Source organism: Rhodococcus sp. MTM3W5.2 (assembly GCF_001984015.1).
Taxonomy (GTDB): domain Bacteria; phylum Actinomycetota; class Actinomycetes; order Mycobacteriales; family Mycobacteriaceae; genus Rhodococcus_G; species Rhodococcus_G oryzae.
Window position 1 is genome coordinate 5,013,439 of the sequence record NZ_CP019572.1, and the last position, 20,906, is coordinate 5,034,344.

12 protein-coding genes and 8 pseudogenes are annotated in these 20,906 nt (G+C 68.3%); 11 read left to right on the plus strand and 9 right to left on the minus strand.

Annotated elements, in window-relative coordinates:
• Positions 1–15: 15 nt before the first annotated feature.
• Positions 16–1,220: pseudogene (locus BTZ20_RS28660) on the minus strand (acyl-CoA dehydrogenase family protein).
• A gap of 68 nt (positions 1,221–1,288) precedes the next feature.
• On the opposite strand from BTZ20_RS28660, the pseudogene BTZ20_RS22825 reads away from it, so the two are divergent.
• From BTZ20_RS22825 to BTZ20_RS22850, 6 genes and pseudogenes are all read left to right on the plus strand, one after another.
• A pseudogene (locus tag BTZ20_RS22825) lies at positions 1,289–2,818 on the plus strand (FadD3 family acyl-CoA ligase); the annotation flags it as partial.
• Entirely contained in the window at positions 2,815–3,693 is an 879-nt protein-coding gene (locus BTZ20_RS22830) for an enoyl-CoA hydratase (protein ID WP_077042915.1), read from the plus strand. The pseudogene BTZ20_RS22825 and the gene BTZ20_RS22830, both read left to right, overlap by 4 nt.
• Entirely contained in the window at positions 3,693–4,856 is a 1,164-nt protein-coding gene (locus tag BTZ20_RS22835) for an acyl-CoA dehydrogenase family protein (RefSeq protein ID WP_077042916.1), read from the plus strand. The genes BTZ20_RS22830 and BTZ20_RS22835 overlap by 1 nt, the downstream gene beginning before the upstream one ends.
• Positions 4,853–5,809 (plus strand): acyl-CoA dehydrogenase family protein, encoded by a 957-nt coding sequence (locus tag BTZ20_RS22840; RefSeq protein WP_077042917.1) that lies wholly within the window; start codon positions 4,853–4,855, stop codon positions 5,807–5,809. Before BTZ20_RS22835 ends, BTZ20_RS22840 begins: the two co-directional genes overlap by 4 nt.
• Positions 5,806–6,935: pseudogene (locus BTZ20_RS22845) on the plus strand (acyl-CoA dehydrogenase family protein). Before BTZ20_RS22840 ends, BTZ20_RS22845 begins: the two are co-directional and overlap by 4 nt.
• Before the next feature lie 99 nt (positions 6,936–7,034).
• Positions 7,035–7,556 carry a nuclear transport factor 2 family protein gene (locus BTZ20_RS22850; protein WP_077042919.1) on the plus strand — a complete coding sequence of 174 codons (522 nt, stop codon included), beginning with the start codon at positions 7,035–7,037 and terminating at the stop codon, positions 7,554–7,556.
• A 26-nt stretch (positions 7,557–7,582) separates the two neighbouring features.
• On the opposite strand, the pseudogene BTZ20_RS22855 reads toward BTZ20_RS22850, so the two are convergent.
• Positions 7,583–8,754: pseudogene (locus tag BTZ20_RS22855) on the minus strand (cytochrome P450).
• 135 nt (positions 8,755–8,889) lie between these two features.
• Here BTZ20_RS22855 and BTZ20_RS22860 point away from each other — a divergent pair.
• From BTZ20_RS22860 to BTZ20_RS22870, 3 genes and pseudogenes are all read left to right on the plus strand, one after another.
• A pseudogene (locus tag BTZ20_RS22860) lies at positions 8,890–9,734 on the plus strand (SDR family oxidoreductase).
• A gap of 47 nt (positions 9,735–9,781) precedes the next feature.
• Positions 9,782–10,477: an acetoacetate decarboxylase family protein gene (locus tag BTZ20_RS22865; protein WP_077043920.1), complete on the plus strand. Its 696-nt coding sequence runs from the start codon at positions 9,782–9,784 to the stop codon at positions 10,475–10,477.
• Between the two features lie 186 nt (positions 10,478–10,663).
• Positions 10,664–12,720, plus strand: a pseudogene (locus BTZ20_RS22870) (neutral/alkaline ceramidase).
• A gap of 84 nt (positions 12,721–12,804) precedes the next feature.
• On the opposite strand, the gene hsaB reads toward BTZ20_RS22870, so the two are convergent.
• From hsaB to hsaA, 4 genes and pseudogenes are all read right to left on the minus strand, one after another.
• The gene (gene hsaB, locus BTZ20_RS22875) at positions 12,805–13,386 is read right to left on the minus strand and encodes a 3-hydroxy-9,10-secoandrosta-1,3,5(10)-triene-9,17-dione monooxygenase reductase subunit (RefSeq protein ID WP_077042920.1); all 582 of its coding nucleotides are present in this window, start codon (positions 13,384–13,386) and stop codon (positions 12,805–12,807) included.
• Positions 13,386–14,285 carry an iron-dependent extradiol dioxygenase HsaC gene (hsaC, locus tag BTZ20_RS22880; protein WP_077042921.1) on the minus strand — a complete coding sequence of 300 codons (900 nt, stop codon included), beginning with the start codon at positions 14,283–14,285 and terminating at the stop codon, positions 13,386–13,388. Before hsaC ends, hsaB begins: the two co-directional genes overlap by 1 nt.
• Positions 14,285–15,166, minus strand: coding sequence for a 4,5:9,10-diseco-3-hydroxy-5,9,17-trioxoandrosta-1(10),2-diene-4-oate hydrolase (hsaD, locus tag BTZ20_RS22885; RefSeq protein ID WP_077042922.1), 882 nt, complete (start codon positions 15,164–15,166; stop codon positions 14,285–14,287). Before hsaD ends, hsaC begins: the two co-directional genes overlap by 1 nt.
• 11 nt (positions 15,167–15,177) lie before the next feature.
• Positions 15,178–16,352 (minus strand): annotated as a pseudogene (gene hsaA, locus BTZ20_RS22890) (3-hydroxy-9,10-secoandrosta-1,3,5(10)-triene-9,17-dione monooxygenase oxygenase subunit).
• Between the two features lie 198 nt (positions 16,353–16,550).
• Between hsaA and BTZ20_RS22895 the strand changes: the two are divergent.
• Positions 16,551–17,732 (plus strand): Rieske 2Fe-2S domain-containing protein, encoded by a 1,182-nt coding sequence (locus BTZ20_RS22895; protein WP_077042923.1) that lies wholly within the window; start codon positions 16,551–16,553, stop codon positions 17,730–17,732.
• 1 nt (position 17,733) lies between these two features.
• Positions 17,734–18,066 (plus strand): hypothetical protein, encoded by a 333-nt coding sequence (locus BTZ20_RS22900; RefSeq protein ID WP_077042924.1) that lies wholly within the window; start codon positions 17,734–17,736, stop codon positions 18,064–18,066.
• A 68-nt stretch (positions 18,067–18,134) separates the two neighbouring features.
• Here BTZ20_RS22900 and dmpG read toward each other — a convergent pair whose 3' ends face one another.
• The 3 genes and pseudogenes from dmpG to BTZ20_RS22915 all read right to left on the minus strand — a co-directional run bounded on the left by dmpG (position 18,135) and on the right by BTZ20_RS22915 (position 20,906).
• Positions 18,135–19,187, minus strand: coding sequence for a 4-hydroxy-2-oxovalerate aldolase (gene dmpG, locus BTZ20_RS22905; RefSeq protein ID WP_077043921.1), 1,053 nt, complete (start codon positions 19,185–19,187; stop codon positions 18,135–18,137).
• Between the two features lie 5 nt (positions 19,188–19,192).
• Positions 19,193–20,095 (minus strand): acetaldehyde dehydrogenase (acetylating), encoded by a 903-nt coding sequence (locus tag BTZ20_RS22910; RefSeq protein ID WP_077042925.1) that lies wholly within the window; start codon positions 20,093–20,095, stop codon positions 19,193–19,195.
• 26 nt (positions 20,096–20,121) lie between these two features.
• Positions 20,122–20,906 (minus strand): annotated as a pseudogene (locus BTZ20_RS22915) (2-keto-4-pentenoate hydratase).

Genomic DNA, 20,906 nt, shown 5'->3' on the forward strand with positions numbered 1-20,906 from the left:
ACTTGAGGGAAGTGGTCACGGTCGAGCCTCTCGGGAAGTCCGAGCACCCGCTCGGCGATGATGTTTCGTTGGATTTCGTTCGAGCCGCCGTAGATGGTGTCGGCCCGGCTGAACAGGAACAGCCGCTGCTGGTCGCTCAGGTCGGCGTCGGCGCCGAACGGTCCGTTGCCCGCCAGCAGCGAGTCCGCACCGGCGACCTCCATCGCGAGCTCACCGAGACCGCGGTGCCAGTTGGCCCACAGCAGCTTGGCCACCGAGGCCTCGCCGCCCTGGGCGCTGGCGTCGACCGCGGACAGGGTGCGCATGGCGTGCGCGCGCATCACCTGCAGGCCCATCCATGCGCGGGTGAGCTTGTCCTTGATGACGGGGTCGGAAGCCGCGCCGTTGCGCTCGGCCAGCTCGACGATCTCCGACAGTTCCTTGGCGAAGCCGACCTGCTGGCCGAGCGTCGAGATGCCGCGCTCAAAGGTGAGGGTGCCCATCGCGACCGACCAGCCCTGGCCGACCTCGCCGACCACCAGGTCGGCATCGGTGCGGGCGTCGTCGAAGAACACCTCGTTGAACTCGGAGGTGCCGGTGAGCTGCAGGATCGGCCGCACCTCGATGCCAGGCTGGTCCATCGGGACCAGCAGGTAGGACAGGCCCTTGTGGCGCTGCGAGCCGGGCTCGGTCCGCGCGACCACGAAGCACCACTGCGCGACGTGCGCGAGCGAGGTCCACACCTTCTGCCCGTTGATCCGCCACTGGTCGCCGTCGAGGCGCGCCGAGGTGGAGACCGCCGCGAGGTCGGAGCCCGCGCCCGGCTCGGAGTACCCCTGGCACCACAGTTCGGAGACCGTGTTGATGCCGGGCAGGAAGCGCCGCTTCTGCTCCTCGGTGCCGAACGCGATCAGCGTCGGCCCGAGCAGCTCCTCACCGAGGTGGCTCACCCGAGCGGGTGCGCCCGAGCGGGCGTACTCCTCATGGAAGATCACCTGCTGGCTCAGCGTCGCACCCTTGCCGCCGTACTCGGTCGGCCAGCCCAGGCAGGTCCACCCGGCGGCCGCCAGATGGCGGTCCCACGCGAGCCGCTCCTCGAAGGCCTCGTGCTCACGTCCGGGTCCACCGAGCCCACGCAGACCGGCGAACTCGCCGGTGAGATTGTCGGCCAACCACTCACGGACGGTCGCGGCGAACTGCTCGTCGTCTTTGGCTGTCCCCAGCCCCTGGCTTACATCCACCCCGGTAGGATAACCTACCAAGCACTTGCTTTGTAGAGGAGTCCAGTGACCAGTGATGTGAATACCACCCCGCGGCCCTCGCGAGGGCGGCTCGCGAGTTCGGTGACGCCGAGGCCATCGCCGACGGCGAAACCCATCTCAGCTACTCCGACCTCCTCGACCGCGTGCGCACGGTGGCACGGGCGCTGATCGCGCGCGGGATCGAGCCCGGCGACCGCGTCGCGCTCTGGGCCCCGAACACCTATCACTGGGTCATCGCCGCCCTTGCCACGCACTACGCCGGCGCCGTGCTGGTCCCGATCAACACCCGTTACACCGGCACCGAGGCGCTGGACCTGGTGATCCGGACGAAGGCGAGGGCCCTGTTCGTCGTCGGTCCGTTCCTCAAGACCGACCGCTGGGCCGACCTGTCCCGTGCGGCCGCGCCGGGCGACCTCGACATCCTGGGCACCGTCATCCGGATCCCCTTCGACGAGGCGGCCCCGACCGAGGGCGTCATCGAGTGGCAGCAGCTGGACGACCTCGCCGCGCCGGTGCCCACCGAGCAGGCGGATGCCCGCGCCGAGGCCGTCGATCCAGACGACATCGCCGACATCCTGTTCACCTCCGGCACCACCGGCAAGAGCAAGGGCGTGCTGAGCGCACACCGGCAGACGGTCGGCATCGCGGACGCGTGGGCGACCTGCGCCGAGGTCACCAGCGCCGACGCCGAGCTGCTCATCAACCCCTTCTTCCACACCTTCGGCTACAAGGCCGGGATCATGGTGTGTGTCCTGCGCGGCGCCACGATCGTCCCGATGGCGCTGTTCGACGTACCCAAGGTCGCCGCGAAGATCGCCGAGACCCGGGTCAGCGTCCTGCCGGGCGCCCCGACCATCCACCAGTCGATCCTCGACCTGCCCACCCGCGACGAGTACGACCTGTCGAGCCTGCGGATCGCCATCACCGGTGCCGCCGCCGTCCCGGTGCGACTGGTCGAACGGATGCAGTCGGAGCTGGGCTTCGACGCCGTGCTCACCGCGTACGGGCAGACCGAGGCCGTCGTGGTGACCATGTGCCGCACCGACGACGACCCGGTCACCGTCTCGACCACCTCCGGACGCGCCATCCCCGGCATGGAGGTCCGGATCGGGGACAACGGCGAGATCCTGGTCCGCGGCGAGAACGTCATGCTCGGCTACCTCGACGACCCGGAGGCCACCGCGGCGACCATCGACAAGGACGGCTGGCTGCACACCGGCGACGTCGGCGTCATGGACGAGCGCGGGTACATCGACATCACCGACCGACTCAAGGACATGTACATCTCGGGCGGCTTCAACGTCTATCCCGCCGAGATCGAGAACGCCCTCGCCCGGATCGACGCGGTCGCCGAGTCGGCCGTCATCGGGGTGCCCGACGAGCGGATGGGCGAGGTCGGCCGCGCCTATGTCGTCGCGAAGCCCGGTCGCACGATCACGGCCGAGGAGGTCCTCGCGTACTGCAAGGAGCACCTGGCCAACTTCAAGATCCCGCGCTCGGTCGTCGTCGTCGGGTCGCTGCCGCGCAACCCGTCCGGCAAGGTCCTCAAGAACGATCTCCGGGAGGGCAAGTCGTGAGCGTTCCCGACGAGGGCGAGGTCGTCACCTACGAGGTCCGCGGCAAGGTCGCTGTCGTCACGATGAACCGGCCGAAGTTCCGCAACGCGCAGAACTCCGTGATGACCTACGCCCTGGACGCCGCCTTCCAGCGCGCCGTCGAGGACCCCGAGGTGAGCGCGATCGTGTTGGCCGGCAACGGCGACCACTTCAGCGCCGGGCACGACATCGGGACCGTCGGCCGCGACCACCACGTGTCCTACGACAACAAGGCCGTCATGTGGTGGGACCACGTCGACCGCGAGGGCGGCGACCAGCGGTTCGCCCGCGAGATGGAGGTCTACCTCGGCATGTGCCGGCGGTGGCGCGAGCTGCCGAAGCCGACCATCGCCATGGTGCACGGCGCCTGCATCGCCGGCGGCCTGATGCTGTCCTGGGTGTGCGACCTCATCGTCGCCTCCGACGACGCCTTCTTCGCGGACCCTGTTGTCCGGATGGGCATTCCGGGCGTCGAGTACTTCGCGCACCCGTGGGTGCTCGGGGTGCGCGGGGCCAAGGAGATCCTGTTCACCGGCGACCGCTTCACCGCGCAGCGCGCCTACGAGTGGGGCATGGTCAGCCGGGTGGTTCCGCGTGAGGACCTCGAGGCCACCGCGATGGACCTGGCCGACCGGATCGCGACCATGCCGCAGTTCGGACTCGCGCTGACCAAGAAGGCCGTCAACCAGTGCGAGGACCTGATGGGCGTGCGGGCCGGCATGGACTCGGTCTTCGGTCTGCACCACTTCGCGCACGCACACAACGCCGAAATCGGCAAGGGGCCTCTGGGCGGCATGGACGCCACAGCAATGAAGCGCGGCGCAGCCGCGGCGATGAAGAAGGCTGGAGAAGAATAGTGGATCTCGAATTCGACGACGCCACAGTCGCATTCCGCGACGAAGTGCGCGCGTTCCTCAAGGCGAACGTCCCCGCCGAGCCGCTGCCGCACATGGACACGGCGGAGGGCTTCGAGGCGCACCGGCAGTGGGAGCGCACCCTCGCGGACGCGCGACTGTCGGTGGTGTCCTGGCCCGCCGAGTACGGCGGCCGCGACGCGACCCTCGAGCAGTGGGTCATCTTCGAGGAGGAGTACTACCGCTCGGGCGCACCCGGTCGGGTCAGCCAGAACGGCATCTTCCTGCTGGCACCCACGCTCTTCGAGCATGCCAAGCCCGAGCAGCTCGCGCGGATCATGCCGCGCATGGCACGCGCCGACGACATCTGGGCCCAGGCCTGGTCCGAGCCCGAGTCCGGCTCCGACCTGGCCAGCCTGCGCGCCACCGCCACCAAGGTCGACGGCGGCTGGCTGCTCAACGGTCAGAAGACCTGGAGCTCCCGCGCCGCGTTCGCGGACTGGGGATTCGGTCTGTTCCGCTCCGACCCGGAGGCCCAGCGCCACAAGGGCATCACGTACTACATGTTCGACCTGCGGTCGAAGGGCGTCACCGTGCGTCCGATCGACCAGCTCGACGGTCTGCCCGGCTTCGCCGAGGTGTTCCTCGAGGACGTCTTCGTGCCCGACGACCCGGCGAACCCCGCGGAGTCCGGCGTGATCGGCGCCGTCAACGAGGGCTGGCGGGTCGCGATGAGCACCGCGAGCAACGAGCGTGGCCTGTCGCTGCGCTCCCCCGGCCGCTTCCTCGCGGCCACCGACCGGCTCGTGAAGCTGTGGAAGGCGAACGGCGACGAGTCGGACACCGCGCTGCGCGACCGGGTCGTCGACGCGTGGATCGGGTCGCGCGCCTACGAGCTGAGCACGTGGGGCACCGTCACCCGGCTCGCCGGCGGCGGCCAGCTCGGCGCCGAGTCCTCCATCAACAAGGTGTTCTGGTCCGAGTGGGACGTGGCCACCCACGAGACCGCGCTCGACCTGCTCGGCCCCGAGTCCGAGCTCGCCGACACCGCGTGGATGGACGGCTACCTGTTCTCCCTCTCCGGTCCGATCTACGCCGGCACCAACGAGATCCAGAAGAATGTCATCGCCGAGCGGCTGCTCGGCCTACCTAAGGCGGACCGATGAGATTCGCACTCGACTCCTCGCACACCGACTTCGCGGACAGCATCGACTCGCTGCTCGCCAAGTCCGACATGCCCGCCGTGATCCGGTCCTGGAATGCGGGTGACACCGCGCCCGGCCTCAAGGTGTGGCAGCGCCTGGCGGAGACCGGCGTCAACGGCCTGATCATCGACGAGGCACACGACGGCCTCGGTGCCGACGCCATCGACCTGGTCGTCGCGGTCGAGCAGCTGGGCAGGCACGCGGTGCCGGGTCCGGTCGCCGAGACCATCGCCGTCGCACCGGTTCTGCTCGCAGGCGCGGCGCCGGACCGGCTGTCCGCGCTGGCCGAGGGCGCGCTGGCCACCGTCGCGGCCCCGCCGCGGGTGCCGTTCGCCGTCGACGCGAACGCCGTCGAGCTGGCCTTGCTCGTGGACGGCGACTCGGTGTCCACCGCCACCGTCGGCGACGAGCACGGCTCCGTGGACCAGGCGAGGAAGCTGTTCTCCGTCACCGCCGCCGAGACGCTCGGCGACGCGGACACCGAGCGTGCTTTCGACATGGGCGCGCTCGCCACCGCAGCCCAGCTGCTCGGCCTCGGCCGCACCATGCTCGAGATCAGCACCGAATACGCCAAGCAGCGCAAGCAGTTCGGCAAGGCCATCGGCAGCCAGCAGTCGATCAAGCACCACCTGGCGAACGTCGCCATCGGCCTCGAGATGGCACGACCGCTGCTGCACGGCGCCGCGCTGTCGGTCCGGGACGGCTCGGTCGACGCCCGCCGCGACATCTCCGCGGCCAAGGTCGCGTGTGGCGACGCCGCGTACCGCGCATCGCGGATCGCGCTGCAGGTGCACGGCGCCATCGGGTACACCCAGGAACACGACCTGTCCCTGTGGCTGACCAAGACCCGGGCCCTGCTGACCGCGTGGGGCACCCCGTCGGTGCACCGCGCCCGAGTGATGGAGTCGCTGTGAGCCAGGTTGCCGCGGTAGGCGCATTCGACGAGGAGCAGCTCGAGCTCCGCAAGACCGTGCGGGCGCTGCTCGCCAAGCACTCCGATCCCGGTGCGGTCCGCCGCGCGACGGAGACCGAGCAGGGTTACGACACCGCGCTGTGGGAGATGCTCTGCCAGCAGGTCGGCGTCGCCGCGCTCGCGATCCCCGAGGAGTTCGGCGGCATCGGCGCATCCGCGGTCGAGACGCACCTGGTGCTCGAGGAACTCGGCCGCACCCTCGCCCCGACACCGATGCTCGGTTCGGTGGTGCTCGGCGCGCAGGCGATCCTGGCCAGCGGCGACACCGAGGCCTGCGAGCGACTGCTGCCCGGGATCGCGGAGGGCACCGCCGTCGCGGCGCTGTGCTGGACCGGGGCCGACGGCAGCTGGGACACCGAGTCGGTCGACGTGGTGGCCACGGCGACCGGTGACGGGCACTCGCTCACCGGCGCGAGCCACTTCGTGCTGGACGGCTCGTACGCGGACGTGCTCGTCGTCGCCGCCCAGATCGACGGCGCCGTGGCGCTGTTCGAGGTCGATCCCGCGCAGGAGTCGGTCAGCCGCCGCAGGCTGCCGACGATGGACCCGACCCGGACCCTGTCGGTCGTGGAGTTCGACGGCGCCCCGGCCCGTCTGCTCACCGCCGACGGCTCGGCGGCCCTGGAACGGGTGCGCGAGATCGCTTGCGTCGCACTGTCCGCGGAGCAGATCGGTGCGGCCGCACAGTCGCTGGACCTCACCGTCGAGTACAGCAAGTCCCGCGTGCAGTTCGGTCGTCCGATCGGCAGCTTCCAGGCACTCAAGCACCGGATGGCGGACCTGTACTTCCTTGTGGAGACGGCCCGTTCGGCGTCCTACGGCGCGGTCCGCTCGCTCGTCGACGGCGCGCCCACCGCGGCGACGGACGCCGCGGTCGCCAAGGTGTACTGCTCGGAGGCCCTGCAGTCGGTCGCGGCGGACAGCATCCAGCTGCACGGCGGCATCGCGATCACCTGGGAGCACGACGCCCAGCTGTACTTCAAGCGCGCACATGGCAGCGCCCAGCTCTTCGGCCAGCCGCGGGGTACCTGAAGTCGCTGGAGTCGGCCGCGGGCCTGCCCGCCTGATCCCGTTGCACTGAGCTCGAAGGCCGGCCCGGATTCCCGGGCCGGCCTTCTGCATGTCGGGACGATATCGACCGAATTCCGAACCCCGCGTGATCGACTGTGAGAAGCTCCGCGAATGGCCCCCGATCGCTCGAAGACCTCAGCTCGCTCGAGGACCTCCGGCAGCTCAAGTACCGATACTTCCGCGCGCTGGACCTGAAACGGTGGGATGAGTTCGCGGACACCCTCTCCGAGGGCATCGTCGCGCACTACGGCACGCACGCGCTCGCCGAACCGCTCGTCTTCCAGGGCCGTGACGCCGTCGCCGGGTTCATGCGTGACGCGCTCGGCCCGGCGATCACGACCGTGCACATCGCGAACCATCCGGAGATCTCGGTCGACGGATCGGACGCGTCCGGCTCGTGGAACTTCGAGGACACGGTGATCGTGCCCGCCGCCAACAGGCTGATCCGCGGTGCCGGCTACTACACCGACCGGTACCACCGCGACGACGACGGGCGCTGGCGGATCGCGGAGACCTCGTACGAACGGATCTACGAGTCGATCATCTCCCTCGACGACGTCCCGAGCTTCCAGTTCCTCTCGCACATGTGGGCCACTCCCCCGGCGGCGAGCTCCTGATCCGGGGCCGTCTCATCGACCGCCGACTACCAGCGGACCGGCATCTTCTCGAGGCCGGTCACGAAGTTCGCGGGTCGGCGCGGTAGCGGCCGGTCGGTCGCCAGTTCCATGTTCGGGATCCGCTCGAGCAGCCGCTCGAACATCAGCCTGCCCTCGAGTCGAGCGAGCTGGTTGCCCAGGCAGAAGTGCGACCCGAAACCGAAGGCCACGTGCGGATTCGGATTCCGGGACGCTTCGAACCGCGCCGGATCCTCGAACACCGACTCGTCGAAGTTCGCGGACTCGAACAGCAGCAGCATCTTCTCGCCCGCGCGCAGCCGCGTGCCGTGGAACTCCACATCGCGGGTCACGGTGCGGCACATGTTCTTCACCGGTGACACCCAGCGCACCATCTCCTCGAGCGCCTGCGGGATCAGCGACGGGTCGGCGACGAGTTGGTCCCGCTGCTCGGGGTGGCGCATCAGCTGTTCCATGCCGCCGCTGAGCACGTGCCGGGTGGTCTCGTCGCCGCCGACCAGGATCAGCAGGGTCTCGGCCACGATGTCCTCGTCCGTGAGCCTGCGGCCGTCGATCTCGGCGTGCACCAGCACGCTGGTCAGGTCCTCGGTCGGTTCCCGGCGGCGCTGTTCGATCGTGCGCATGGTGAACTCGACGAAAGACACGTACGCCGCCATCATCTTCGACAGCATCTCCTCGGAGGCATTGCTGCCCTGGGCCTCGACCAGGTCGTCGCTCCACTGCAGGAACATCTCCCGCTCCTGCGGCCGCACGCCGAGCATGTCGCCGATCACCGCCATCGGCAGCGGCGCGGCGAGATCCCGGACGAAGTCGCACTCACCCCTGTCGATCACCGCGTCGATCAGCTCGTCGCAGATCCGTCCTATGCCGCCGATCTTGGCCTCGACCCGCTTGCGGGTGAAGCCGGCGTTGACCAGCTTGCGCCGGTGCAGATGCTCCGGGTCGTCCATGTCGATCATGTGCGGCAGCGGCCCCACCTCCGGGCGAATCCCCCAGCGTTGGAGAACAGCCCGGCGTCCCGCTCGGCGTCGATCACCGCGGCATAGCTGGCGGCGCCCGGTGTGCCGTCCCGATCCCGGAACACCGGCTCGTTGGCACGCATCCAGGCGTAGGCGTCCCGCGGGTCGCCGCGCTCACCCGCGTAGAACCGTCCATCCACCAGTTCGATGTCGGGTCGCATGCCGTCCACTCCCTCGCTCAGCCGTTCGTCGAAGCTGCTCGCACCGGGTTCATCGAGCCTATTCCTGCTGGCGGGATTGCATATCCAAATCACCGTGGCGGTGGTAGAACAGGTTGCACAACGGAGGGAGTCGCGGTGGACGCGAACGGCACGGGCGCTGTGCGGGGCAAGTCGATCCTGGTGACGGGAGGCGGCAGCGGAATCGGCCTCGGCGTCGCCTCCCTGCTGGCCGGTTCCGGCGCCCACGTGACCATCTGCGGACGCACTGAGGAGAAGCTGATCAAGGCCGCCGCGTCGGTCGCGCCGGCGCACGACGGGTCGATCACCCATCACGCCGCCGACGTCACCGACGAGGACTCGGTGATCGCCGCGGTCGCGGCCGCCGCGGCGGTGACCGGGCGCCTCGACGGGGTGGTGGCCTGCGCGGGCGGCAACGAGACCATCGCCCCGGTGACCCAGATCGACGTCGATGCCTGGCGCCGCACCGTGGAGCTCAACATCACCGGCACGATGCTCACCCTCAAGCACTCCGCCCGCGAGCTGGTCCGCGGAGGGGCGGATCGTTCGTCGCGATCTCCTCCATCGCGAGCAGCAACACCCACCGCTGGTTCGGCGCGTACGGCGTCTCGAAGTCCGGCGTCGACCACCTCGTCCAGCTCGGCGCCGATGAACTGGGTGCCAGCAATGTCCGGGTCAACTGCATCCGGCCCGGGCTCACCCGCACCGATCTGGTCGCCCTCATCACCGAGGGCGGGCCGCTGCTCGAGGACTACCGGGCCTGCACTCCCCTGCCCCGCATCGGGGAGCCGGAGGACATCGCGGCGCTGGCGCGGTTCCTGCTCGGCGACGAGTCCACCTGGATCACCGGACAGATCATCAACGTCGACGGTGGCCAGATGTTGAGGCGCGGACCTGATTTCAGCTCGATGCTCGAGCAGGTCTACGGCGTCGAGGGCCTGCGCGGCGTGGTGACGCAGTGACCTCCGACAGCGCCACCTCCCACGACGTCCTCGGCAAGCGCGTCGAGATGCCGGTGCAGATCCGGCAGGCGACGGCGTTCATGGCCATGTACTCGGTCCCGACCGCCCCTGCGCAGGCACTGATCGAACACACCGGGTTGGAGATCCTCCGGTATCGCCCCGGTCGCGGACTGTGCGTGCTGGTGTTCGTCGACTACGTGGACGGAGACCTGGGCCCCTACAACGAGTTCGGTGTCTGCTTCATGGTTCGCAACCATCGCAACACCGGCAGGACCTCCGTCGCCTCGGACCTCAGGTCGTTGGCGACGGGCGGGGCGGGCGCGCTGATCCACCAGCTGCCCGTCGACGGCGAGTTCACGATGGCCGCCGGTCGCGGGATCTGGGGATTCCCCAAGGTGCTGGCGGATTTCGACGCCGATCACGCGAGCCCGGCCAAGCGGGCGTCGGTCAGTCAGGACGGCAAGCTCATCGCCGAGCTGCGCATCAAACCGGGCATCGCGGTGCCCGGCTCGGGAGCGGGCACAGCGGTGGAGGCCTACTCGCATCTCGACGGCGTCACCAGGCACACCCAGTGGGAAATGAACCCATCCGGCGTCCGCTCGCGGCTCGGGGGCGCGGACCTGACGCTGGGCACCCATCCCATCGCCGACGAGCTGCGCTCGCTCGGCCTACCGCGCCGCGCCCTGCTCACCTCGTCGATTCCCGACCTGAAGATGACCTTCGGGGACGCGCGCGTGGTGTGAACGCCCACCGACCGGCACGTCCTCGAGCCGCTCGGCGACACCCCTCCCCTCCGGGACCTGACACCACCGGGCAACCGAGGAAAGACGAACTCGGCGAAAGCCCTTGCCAACGCGCGTGCCGTCGTGTGTGCTGTCATCTGGACACTTGACCAACACGGTGCCCGAATTTCCCCGAAAGGATCCCCAGTGGTCTCGATCAGTCGACGCAGCGTGCTCGCGGGAGCCGCTGCCACCCCGGCGCTGGCCGCCCTCGGCGCTGGCCGCGCCACCGCAGCGGCGCCGCGCGCCACCGAGCACGCGCGAACCGCGCCTGCCAAGGGCGGCTTCCGTGTCGGCGTCGGGATCTCGGACGTGACCGGCCCGGTGGCCGAGAACGGGATGATGGGCTACTCGAGCTTCGAACAGATCTCCCAGGGCCTGCACCAGCGCACCCGCGCCCGCGCGTACGTGTTCGCCGACGCGTCCGACGCGCGTGTGGTCTACGTCTGCGTCGACACCTGCATGGTCTTCCAGTCCGTGCACGACGCCGTCCTCCGGCGCCTGCACGATGCCTTCGGCGACACGTACACCGAGCGCAACGTGATGCTGACCGCCGTGCACTCGCACGCGGCCTGCGGCGGGGCGTCGCACGACTACGCCTACAACCTGGCGATCATGGGATTCCAGCAGCAGGTCTTCGACTCCGAGGTCAACGGCATCGTCGACGCGATCACCGCCGCGCACAAGACGCTCTCCGCAGGCTCCCTCGCCTACGGCCGCAGCGAGCTCACCGACGCCAGCGTCAACCGGTCGCGGGTGGCCTTCGATCGGAACCCGCAACGCGACAAGGACTACTACCCGCTCGGGATCGATACGTCGATGCGAACCCTGCGGATCGCTCAGGGCGGCAAGGACATCGGCGCCATCAACTGGTTCGCCACCCATTGCGCGTCACTGACCAACGAGAACTACCTGATCTCGGGCGACAACAAGGGCGCCGCGGCGTACTTCTGGGAGCACGACATCGAGGGCGTCCGCTACCTGGACGGCAGCCCGGAATTCGTTGCGGCCTTCGCGCAGACCAACTCCGGCGACATGTCGCCCAACCTGCACCTCGAGCCCGGCAAGGGCCCGACCGACGACGAGTTCGAGAACACCCGGATCATCGGCGAGCGTCAGGTCGCCGCGGCCCGCAAGGCCTACGCCGATGCCGACCCGATGTCCTCGACCACCGTCGACAGCCGGGTGATGTACCTCGACATGGCCAACCAGGTCGTCGACGGGCGCTTCACCCCCGACGGGCAGCAGCGCCGCACCGCCCCCGCCTGCGTCGGCGCCGCGATGAGCGCGGGCAGCACCGAGGACGGCCCCGCGATCCCGATCTTCCCGAGGGCGCTCGCAACCCGATGGTCGATGCGCTGGGCGGGATGAACGCCCCGGTACCGAACTGGCTGGCCGACGCACAGGCACCCAAGCTCGTCCTGGTCCCCGTCGGTCTGCTCCCACCGGACGGCTGGGTCCCCCACGTGCTGAAGATCCAGATCATCCGGATCGGCGACCTCTACGTGGTCGGCGGACCGGCCGAGTTCACGATCGTCTCCGGCCTCCGGATTCGACGTACCGTGGCCGAGGAACTCCGCGTGCCGCTCGAGAACGTGATCTTCCAGGGCTACGCGAACTCCTACTCGAGCTACTGCACGACGCCCGAGGAATACGAGGCCCAGCAGTACGAGGGCGGCTCGACCCTGTTCGGCCGCAACACTCTGCCGGCCTACCAGCAGGGCTACGCGCAGCTCGCGGGCGCGCTGCGCACCGGTGGCGAGGTCCCGCGTGGACCCGCGCCCCGCGACATGTCCGCGTTCCAGCCGAACTTCGTCGCAGGCGTCACCTTCGACGAACCGGCGCCCGGTCGCGCCTTCGGCGACGTCCTGATCCAGCCCAACCCGCGTGCCGCTGCCGGTCAGCAGGTCGTCGCGGAATTCGTCACCGGACATCCCAAGAACAATCTCCGCCACGGTGCGACCTTCCTGGAGGTGCAGCGCCGGGACGGCGGACGCTGGGTCCGGCACGCCGACGACGGAGACTGGTCCACCAAGTACCGCTGGCGCCGTGAGGGTGCGAACGCCTCGGTCGCGCGTATCACCTGGGACGTGCCGGAGGGCACGCCCGCCGGCCGCTACCGGATCCAGCACTTCGGCGACCAGAAGAGCCGCGACGGCAAGATCTCCGAATTCACCGGCACCTCGGCAGAGTTCGAGATCTGAGCCGGTCGACGCTGGGGCCTGAACCCGAAAACGACTGAAGGGCACCTCCCCTCAGAGGTGCCCTTCGTCGTATTCAATGTTGCCCTACAGCCAGGTGTCCTCGGTCGTCGCGGTGAGGAACGCCTCGAGGTCGTCGCGCCAGGGCGCGGGGACCGTCTTGTCCGGCTCGATGCCGGTGTACTGCCCACGGTAGAACAGCAGCGGACGCTCGGTCTTGATCTCACTCATCGAGTGCACCCGACCGAACACCACGAAGTGGTCGCCGCCGTCGTGCACGGTCTCCACCGTGCAGTCGATGTGTGCGAGCGACCTGTCGATGATCGGAGATCCGAGAGGCGACGCCTCCCAGCCGATTCCGGCGAACTTGTCCGGTTCGCGAGATCCGAACCGGGCACACACCGCCTGCTGCTCCTCCGCGAGCACATTGACGCAGAACTTGCCGCTGCTCTCGATCGCCGCCCAGGACCGCGACGCCTTGGTCGGGCAGAACAGCACCAACGGCGGATCCAGCGACAGCGCCGCGAACGACTGGCACGCGAAGCCGACCGGCTCGCCGTCGTCGATCGTCGTGATGATCGTGACGCCGGTGCAGAACTGACCGAGCACGGTACGGAACTGACGCGGATCGATCTCCGCGCCAGTCGTCGACTCCTGAGGCGCCGTCACTACTTCATTCCCACCGTGAAATCGTGACCCCACAGGCTCACCGCGGTGCTCTCCCGAGCGATCCAGCTTTCATCCTCGACTTCGAGCCCCTCGCAACCGAATTCGATGTCAAAGCCGCCCGGCGTCTTCATGTAGAACGAGAGCATCAGGTCGTTGACGTGCCTGCCGAGGCTGGCCGACATCTTGACCTTCTTGCGCATCGCCCGATCAAGGCAGAGTCCGACGTCGTCGGAGTTCTCCACCTCGACCATCAGGTGCACGATGCCGGTCGGGTTCGGCATCGGCAGGAACGCCAGGCTGTGATGGCGCGGGTTGCAGCCGAGGAACCGGAGCCAGGCCGGCTCGCCATCGGCGGGACGCCCGACCATCTGCGGAGGCAGTCGCATCGAGTCGCGCAACTTGAACCCGAGCACGTCGCGGTAGAACCGCAACGAAGCCTGGTCGTCGTCCGTGGTGAGCACGACGTGTCCGAGACCCTGCTCGCCGGTCACGAACTTGTGTCCGTACGGGCTCACGATCCGGCGGTGCTCGAGGGCCGCGCCGTGGAACACCTCGAGCGTGTTGCCCGAGGTGTCCTCGAAGACGATCAGCTCGGCGACCCGACGGTCCGCGATCTGGTCTGCGGTGCCCTCCTTGAAGGGCACACCGGCCGCGGACAGACTGTCCCGGATCTCCTGCAGCTCGGCCGCATTGGCCGTCTCCCAGCCGGAGACCATCAGGCGGTCGCGCTCACCCGGCACGATCACCAGGCGGGCCGGGAAGTCGTCCATCCGGAGGTAGAGCGAGTTGGCGTCGGTGCCCTTGCCCTCGATCATGCCGAGGACCTTCAGGCCGTACTCGCGCCAGGCCGCCATGTCGGTGGCCTCGATGCGCATGTACGCAAGCGAACGAATACCCATCAGTTACCTCCGTCGAGAAGGAAATCACTTGCCAGACGGTTGAACTCGTCGAACTTCTCGAGCTGCGCCCAGTGGCCGCAGCCACCGAACACGTGCAGCTGCGCACGCGGGATCATCTTCGTCGCCACCAGGGCGCCGTCGAGCGGGTTGACCCGGTCCTCGCGGCCCCAGATCAGCAGCACCCGCTGGCGCAGCTTGTGCGCGTCGCGCCAGAGCATGCCCTTCTCGAAGTCGGCGCTGGCGAAGGACTTGCCCATCGCCTTCGCGGCCGCCAACGACTCGGGGGTGCTCGCCGCGGCGAACCGCTCCTCGACCAGCTCCGGGGTGATGAGCGACTGGTCGAACACCATGATCCGCAGGAAGGCCTCGAGGTTGTCCCGCGTCGGCTGGAAGCTGAACTTGCCGAGGTTCTTGACGCCCTCGGTCGGGTCGGGCGAGAACAGGTTGACGCTCAGCCCGCCGGGGCCCATCAGCACCAGCCGGCCGGCACGGTCAGGGAAGTCCAGCGCGAACCGCACGGCCGCGCCGCCACCGAGCGAGTTACCGAGCAGGTGCACCCGCCCGGTGATCTCGAGGGTGTCGAGCAGGTCCTTGAGCGCGGAGGAGCTGTGCACGAAGTACTGCGGGTGCTCGGTCGGCTTGTCCGAGAGCCCGTAGCCGGGCTGGTCCACCGCGAGCACGTGGAACTTCTCGGCCAGCACGGGGATGTTCTTGGAGAAGTTCGACCAGGAGGAGGCGCCGGGTCCGCCGCCGTGCAGCAGCACGATCGTCGGGCCGTTGCCGACGCCGGCCTCGTGGTAGTGCAGCTTGAGGTCCGGACGGACCTGGGCGAACTTCGAGGTCGACTCGTAGGTGATCTCGGCCTGTTCTGTCGTCGTCACGATGCCCCGCCTCAGACCATCGTGTCCGTGAGCGGCAGACCGAACTCGGCGCCACCGAACATGACGTAGGCGCGCTCGGCATCGTTGGCGGCGTGCACGCGGCCTGCGTGCGCGTCGCGCCAGAAGCGCTGAATCGGAGTGCCGTTCGCGAGAGCGGTCGCACCGGAGTTCTCGAAGAGCAGGTCGATCGAGGCGATGGCGCGGCCGGTGGCACGCACCTGGTCGCGGCGGGCCCGCAGGCGCAGCTCGATCGGCACCTCCTCGCCTGCCAGCAGCAGCGCGTACTCGTCGGCGACGTTGCCGGAGAGCTGGCGCCATGCGGCATCGATGTCGCTGGAGGCCTCGGCGATCCGGACCTTGGCGAACGGGTCGTCCTTGGCCTTCTCACCGGCGTAGGCCGCGCGGACCCGCTTGCCCTGGTGCTCGACGTGGGCATCGTAGGCGCCGTACGCCATGCCGACGATCGGGGTCGAGATGGTGGTGGGGTGGATGGTGCCCCACGGCATCTTGTAGACCGGCGCGGTGTTCTGCGCGAGGCCGGGCGCGGTGAGATCGCTCATCGCCTTGAAGCTGAGGAAGCGGTGCCGAGGCACGAACACGTCCTTGACGACGATCGTGTTGCTGCCGGTGCCGCGCAGGCCGACCACGTTCCACACGTCGTCGATCTGGTAGTCCTCGCGGGGATCAGGAAGCTGCCGAAGTCGACCGGGCGGCCGTCCTTGATCACCGGTCCGCCGACGACAACCCAGCTGGCGTGGTCACAGCCCGAGGACCAGGCCCACGCGCCGTTGACCTTGTAGCCACCCTCGACGACCTCGCCCGCACCCATCGGCGCGTACGACGAGGAGATCCGCACGTCGGTGTCCTGGCCCCACACGTCCTCCTGCGCCTGCTGATCGAACAGCGCGAGGTGCCAGTTGTGGACGCCGATGATGCCGGAGACCCAGCCGGTGGACCCACACGCGCTCGCGATGTTGCGGACAGCGGTGTAGAAGGTGACGGGATCGGCCTCGAAGCCACCCCACTGCGCCGGCTGCAGGAGTCGGAAGAAGCCGGCCTCCTGGAGCCCCTTGATCGAGTCGTCGGGAATGCGACGCAGATCCTCGGTCTCCTGTGCGCGCTCGCGCAGGGTCGGCAGAAGCTCGTTCAGCTTCTCGATCACCGCGCGGCTGTCGTGCTCACCCACTGGTACTCCTCATGTGTCGTGCGTCTCGGTGCTTCACTTTCACCTGAGACTAGAACACGTTCCCATTCGTGTCGAGCAGAATGGGTTCCACTGGGACGAAAGTCCCTGACTGCGACTACTAGCGCCAATATCTAGCAAAACTGGCACAAGTTCTATAACGTGTTCTAGTACAAGAACGAAGGGATGTGAGGGGCAAAGATGACGCAGAGTAGCGGCGCATCCGGCAAGGGCATTCGCGAGATCGACGTGGGAGCCAACCCGACGCGATTCGCCCGCGGGTGGCATTGCATCGGCCTGGAGAGCGAGTTCCTGGACGGCAAGCCGCACGCGGTCGAGGCGTTCGGCACCAAGCTCGTCGTCTTTGCCGACAGCCAGAACAAGCTGCAGGTGCTCGACGCGTACTGCCGGCACATGGGCGGTGACCTGAGCGAGGGCAGCATCAAGGGCGACTCCGTCGCCTGCCCGTTCCACGACTGGCGCTGGGGCGGCAACGGCAAGTGCACGGGCATCCCCTACGCCCGCCGCGTCCCGCCGCTGGCACGCACCCGCAAGTGGATCACGCTGCAGGAGAACAAGCAGCTGTTCGTCTGGAACGACCCCGAGGGCAACCCGCCCCCGGAGGGCGTGACGATCCCGCACCTGCCCGAGGTGTTCACCGACGAGTGGACCGACTGGCGCTGGAACCGGATCCTCGTCGAGGGCTCGAACTGCCGCGAGATCGTCGACAACGTGGTGGACATGGCGCACTTCTTCTACGTGCACTTCGGGTTCCCGAAGTACTTCAAGAACGTCTTCGAGGGCCACGTCGCGACGCAGTACCTGCAGAACCACGGTCGCCCGGACGTGCAGAGCATGGGCACCCAGTACGGCGAGTCCGTGCTGGACTCGGAGGCCTCGTACTTCGGCCCGTCGTACATGATCAACTGGCTGCACAACGACTACAGCGGGTACAAGGCAGAGAGCATCCTGATCAACTGCCACTACCCGGTCACGCAGGACTCGTTCGTGCTGATGTACGGCGTGAGCGTGCAGAAGCCCAAGGGCCTCGACGACGCCACCACCGAGAAGATCTCGCGCAAGTTCACCGAGGGTGTTGCGATGGGCTTCGAGCAGGACGTCGCGATCTGGAAGAGCAAGAGCAAGATCGACAACCCGCTGCTCTGCGAGGAAGACGGCCCCGTTTACCAGCTCCGCCGCTGGTACGACCAGTTCTATGTCGACGTCGCCGATGTCGAGGAGAAGCAGACGCAGCGCTTCGAGTTCGAGATCGACACCACCAAGGCCGTCGAGGCCTGGCAGCGTGAGGTCGAGGAGAACCTGGCCCGCCAGGCGGAGGAGAAGGCAGCGGCGGAGGCCGCCGACAACAAGACGGGAGTGTGAGATGACCTCGACCTGGGCCAAGGCCCCCGACTTCGCCGACAGCCCGGCCCGGGTCGAGGCCGTCCGCGCACAGACCGCCATCGACCTGCAGACCTACCTCGAGGACGGACTGCAGGAGGTGGAGTGCCGCGCCTGCGGCACCTGCGTCCTCGTTCGAAAGAACAGCTTCAAGCACACCAGCATCCAGTGGCAGGCCGATCCGGCGCAGGCGTGCCCGGAGTTCACCAGATCCGGTGGGCGTACCGGGTCTCAGCAGACCTGCCCGCGGCTGCTCAGCAGCATCGAACACGCGGTCATGGAGGGCATCCTCGAGGTGCGCGACACCGACTCGTAGCGAACACGAACAAGAAGAAGGGGCGCGCATCCATCCGGATGCGCGCCCCTTCTCCGTATCCGGAAATCTCAGCCGGCGGCGGCTTCGCGCTGCAGCTCGAGCGCGATATCGATCAGCTGGTCTTCCTGACCGCCGACCAGCTTGCGCTTTCCCGCACGCACCAGCAGCTCGGCGGGCGAGACGCCGTACCGCTCGGCCTGACGCTCGGCGTGCTTGAGGAAGCTGGAGTAGACCCCCGCGTAACCCATCATCAGGGCCTGGCGGTCGAGCAGGCACTCGGCGGGCATCGCCGGACGGACGACGTCTTCCGCCGCGTCCGCGATCGAGAAGAAGTCGATGCCGGTCTTGACGCCGATCTTGTCGCAAACACCGACGAACGCCTCGACCGGTGCGTTGCCCGCGCCCGCGCCGAAGCGGCGGGTGCTGCCATCGATCTGCTTGGCGCCCGCGCGCACCGCGGCGATCGAGTTCGCGACACCGAGGCCGAGGTTCTCGTGGCCGTGGAAGCCGACCTGGGCATCGTTGCCGAGCTCGGTCACCAGCGCCTCGATGCGCTCGGACACCTGCTCCAGCACGAGCGCGCCCGCGGAGTCGACCACGTACACGCACTGGCAGCCGGCGTCGGCCATGATCCGGGCCTGCTCCGCGAGCTTCTCCGGGGTGCTCGAGTGCGCCATCATCAAGAAGCCGACGGTCTCGAGGCCGCGCTCGCGGGCAAGACCGAAGTGCTGGATCGAGACGTCCGCCTCCGTGCAGTGGGTGGCGATGCGACAGATCGAGGCCCCGTTGCCCTGCGCCTCGATGATGTCCTCCTTGATGCCCAGTCCGGGCAGCATCAGGAAGGCGATCTTCGCCTGCGTCGCGGTGTCAACCGCGATCTTGATCAGTTCCTGCTCGGGGGTCTTGGAGAAGCCGTAGTTGAATGAGGACCCGCCAAGGCCGTCGCCGTGGGTGACCTCGATGACCGGCACGCCGGACGCATCGAGTGCCCCGACGATCGCCCGCACCTCGTCACCGGTGAACTGGTGCCGCTTGTGGTGCGAGCCGTCCCGCAACGAGGTGTCGGTGACCCGCACGTCCCACGCCGAGTCGAAATGAACGGTGCTGTCGATCGGTGCCATCGCGCTCACGCCCTCACGGTGAGAAGCTTCTGGGCGATCTCCTCGCCCACCTTGGTTGCCGCCGCCGTCATGATGTCGAGGTTGCCCGCGTACGGCGGCAGGAAGTCGCCTGCGCCCTCGACCTCGACGAAGGTCGTGACGGTCGCATAGCCGCCCGACACCACGCTCGGCTCGTTGAACTGAGGCTCGTTGAGCAGACGGTATCCGGGCACGTACTGCTGGATGTCCGCCACAACGCGGTGGATGGAGTCGGTGATCACGGCATGGTCCGCATCCTCGGGGATGGCGCAGAAGATGGTGTCGCGCATGATCATCGGCGGATCGGCCGGGTTCAGGATGATGATCGCCTTGCCCTTGCGGGCACCGCCGATGACCTCGATGCCGCGGCTGGTGGTCTTGGTGAACTCGTCGATGTTGGCGCGGGTGCCAGGCCCGGCGGACAGGGACGCGACCGACGCGACGATCTCCGCGTACGCGACGTCGACAACGCGGGAGACCGCGTACACGATCGGGATGGTCGCCTGACCGCCGCAGGTGATCATGTTGACGTTCGGGGCGTCGAGGTGCTCGCGCAGATTGGCGGGCGGAACGACCGCCGGGCCGATGGCCGCGGGCGTGAGGTCGATCGCGCGGATGCCCGCCTCCTGGTACCGCGGCGCGGCGTCGCGATGTACGTAGGCCGAGGTTGCCTCGAACACCAGGTCCGGCTTCTCGGGCTGGTTCAGCAGCCAGTCGATGCCCTCCGCGGAGGTCTCGAGGCCCATCTTGCGCGCCCGCGCGAGGCCCTCGCTCTCGGGATCGATGCCGATCATCCAGCGCGGTTCGAGCCACTCGGATCGCTGCAGCTTGTAGAGGAGATCGGTGCTGATGTTGCCCGACCCGACGATCGCCACACTTGCCTTGGTCATAGGTATCTCCTACGTGAGGGTGTCTCCTACTTGAACTGCAGAGAAACGGAACCGAGCCCGCTGAACTCGGCGTGGAACCTGTCTCCCGGGCGGACATCGAAGGCCCGGGTGCACGACCCAGGAAGCACGATGTCGCCCGCCTTCAGTTGCACTCCGAAGCCCTCGACCTCCTGAGCGAGCCAGGCCACGCCTGCCGCAGGGTTACCGAGGACGGCATCGCTGCAGCCCTCCGCGACCAACTCGTCGTTGCGCAGGAGGGTGGCCTGGATGGAGGTGAGGTCGATGTCGCCGGGCCGGACGCGCTGGGCACCGATCGCGTGGCCGGCGTACGAGGCGTTGTCCGCGATCGTGTCGCAGATGCCGATCTTCCACTCCTTGATCCGGGTGTCGATCAGCTCGATGGACGGCACGACGAACTCCGTCGCGGCGATCACGTCATCGACGGTGCACCCCGCGCCGGGCAGATCCGCCCCAGGATGAAGGAGACCTCGACCTCCACGCGCGGCAACAGGTAGCGCGAGGTGTCCACCGGCTCGCCCTCACGTAGTTCCCTGTCGTCGAACAGGTGGCCGTAGTCGGGCTCGTCGACGCCCATCATCTCGCGCATCGCGGCCGCGGTCAGGCCGACCTTGTGCCCGACCACCCGAGCACCCTCCGCCACCCGGCGGCGGATGTTGATCAGCTGGATCTCGTAGGCGTCCACGACATCGAGGTCCGGGTATTGCTCCGACAACGGGTCGATCGCCAGACGTCCCTTCTCTGCGGCGTCGAGACGATCCGCGATCTGGCTGCGCAACTCGGTCGTGAGCAT

Excerpts from the sequence above, each read along its gene's own strand:
- BTZ20_RS22840 (WP_077042917.1), top strand. The coding sequence starts at position 4,853 with ATGAGATTCGCACTCGACTCCTCGCACACCGACTTCGCGGACAGCATC.
- BTZ20_RS22865 (WP_077043920.1), top strand. The coding sequence starts at position 9,782 with ATGCCGGTGCAGATCCGGCAGGCGACGGCGTTCATGGCCATGTACTCG.
- hsaC (WP_077042921.1), bottom strand. The coding sequence starts at position 14,285 with ATGGGTATTCGTTCGCTTGCGTACATGCGCATCGAGGCCACCGACATG.
- BTZ20_RS22895 (WP_077042923.1), top strand. The coding sequence starts at position 16,551 with ATGACGCAGAGTAGCGGCGCATCCGGCAAGGGCATTCGCGAGATCGAC.
- BTZ20_RS22900 (WP_077042924.1), top strand. The coding sequence starts at position 17,734 with ATGACCTCGACCTGGGCCAAGGCCCCCGACTTCGCCGACAGCCCGGCC.
- dmpG (WP_077043921.1), bottom strand. The coding sequence starts at position 19,187 with ATGGCACCGATCGACAGCACCGTTCATTTCGACTCGGCGTGGGACGTG.
- BTZ20_RS22910 (WP_077042925.1), bottom strand. The coding sequence starts at position 20,095 with ATGACCAAGGCAAGTGTGGCGATCGTCGGGTCGGGCAACATCAGCACC.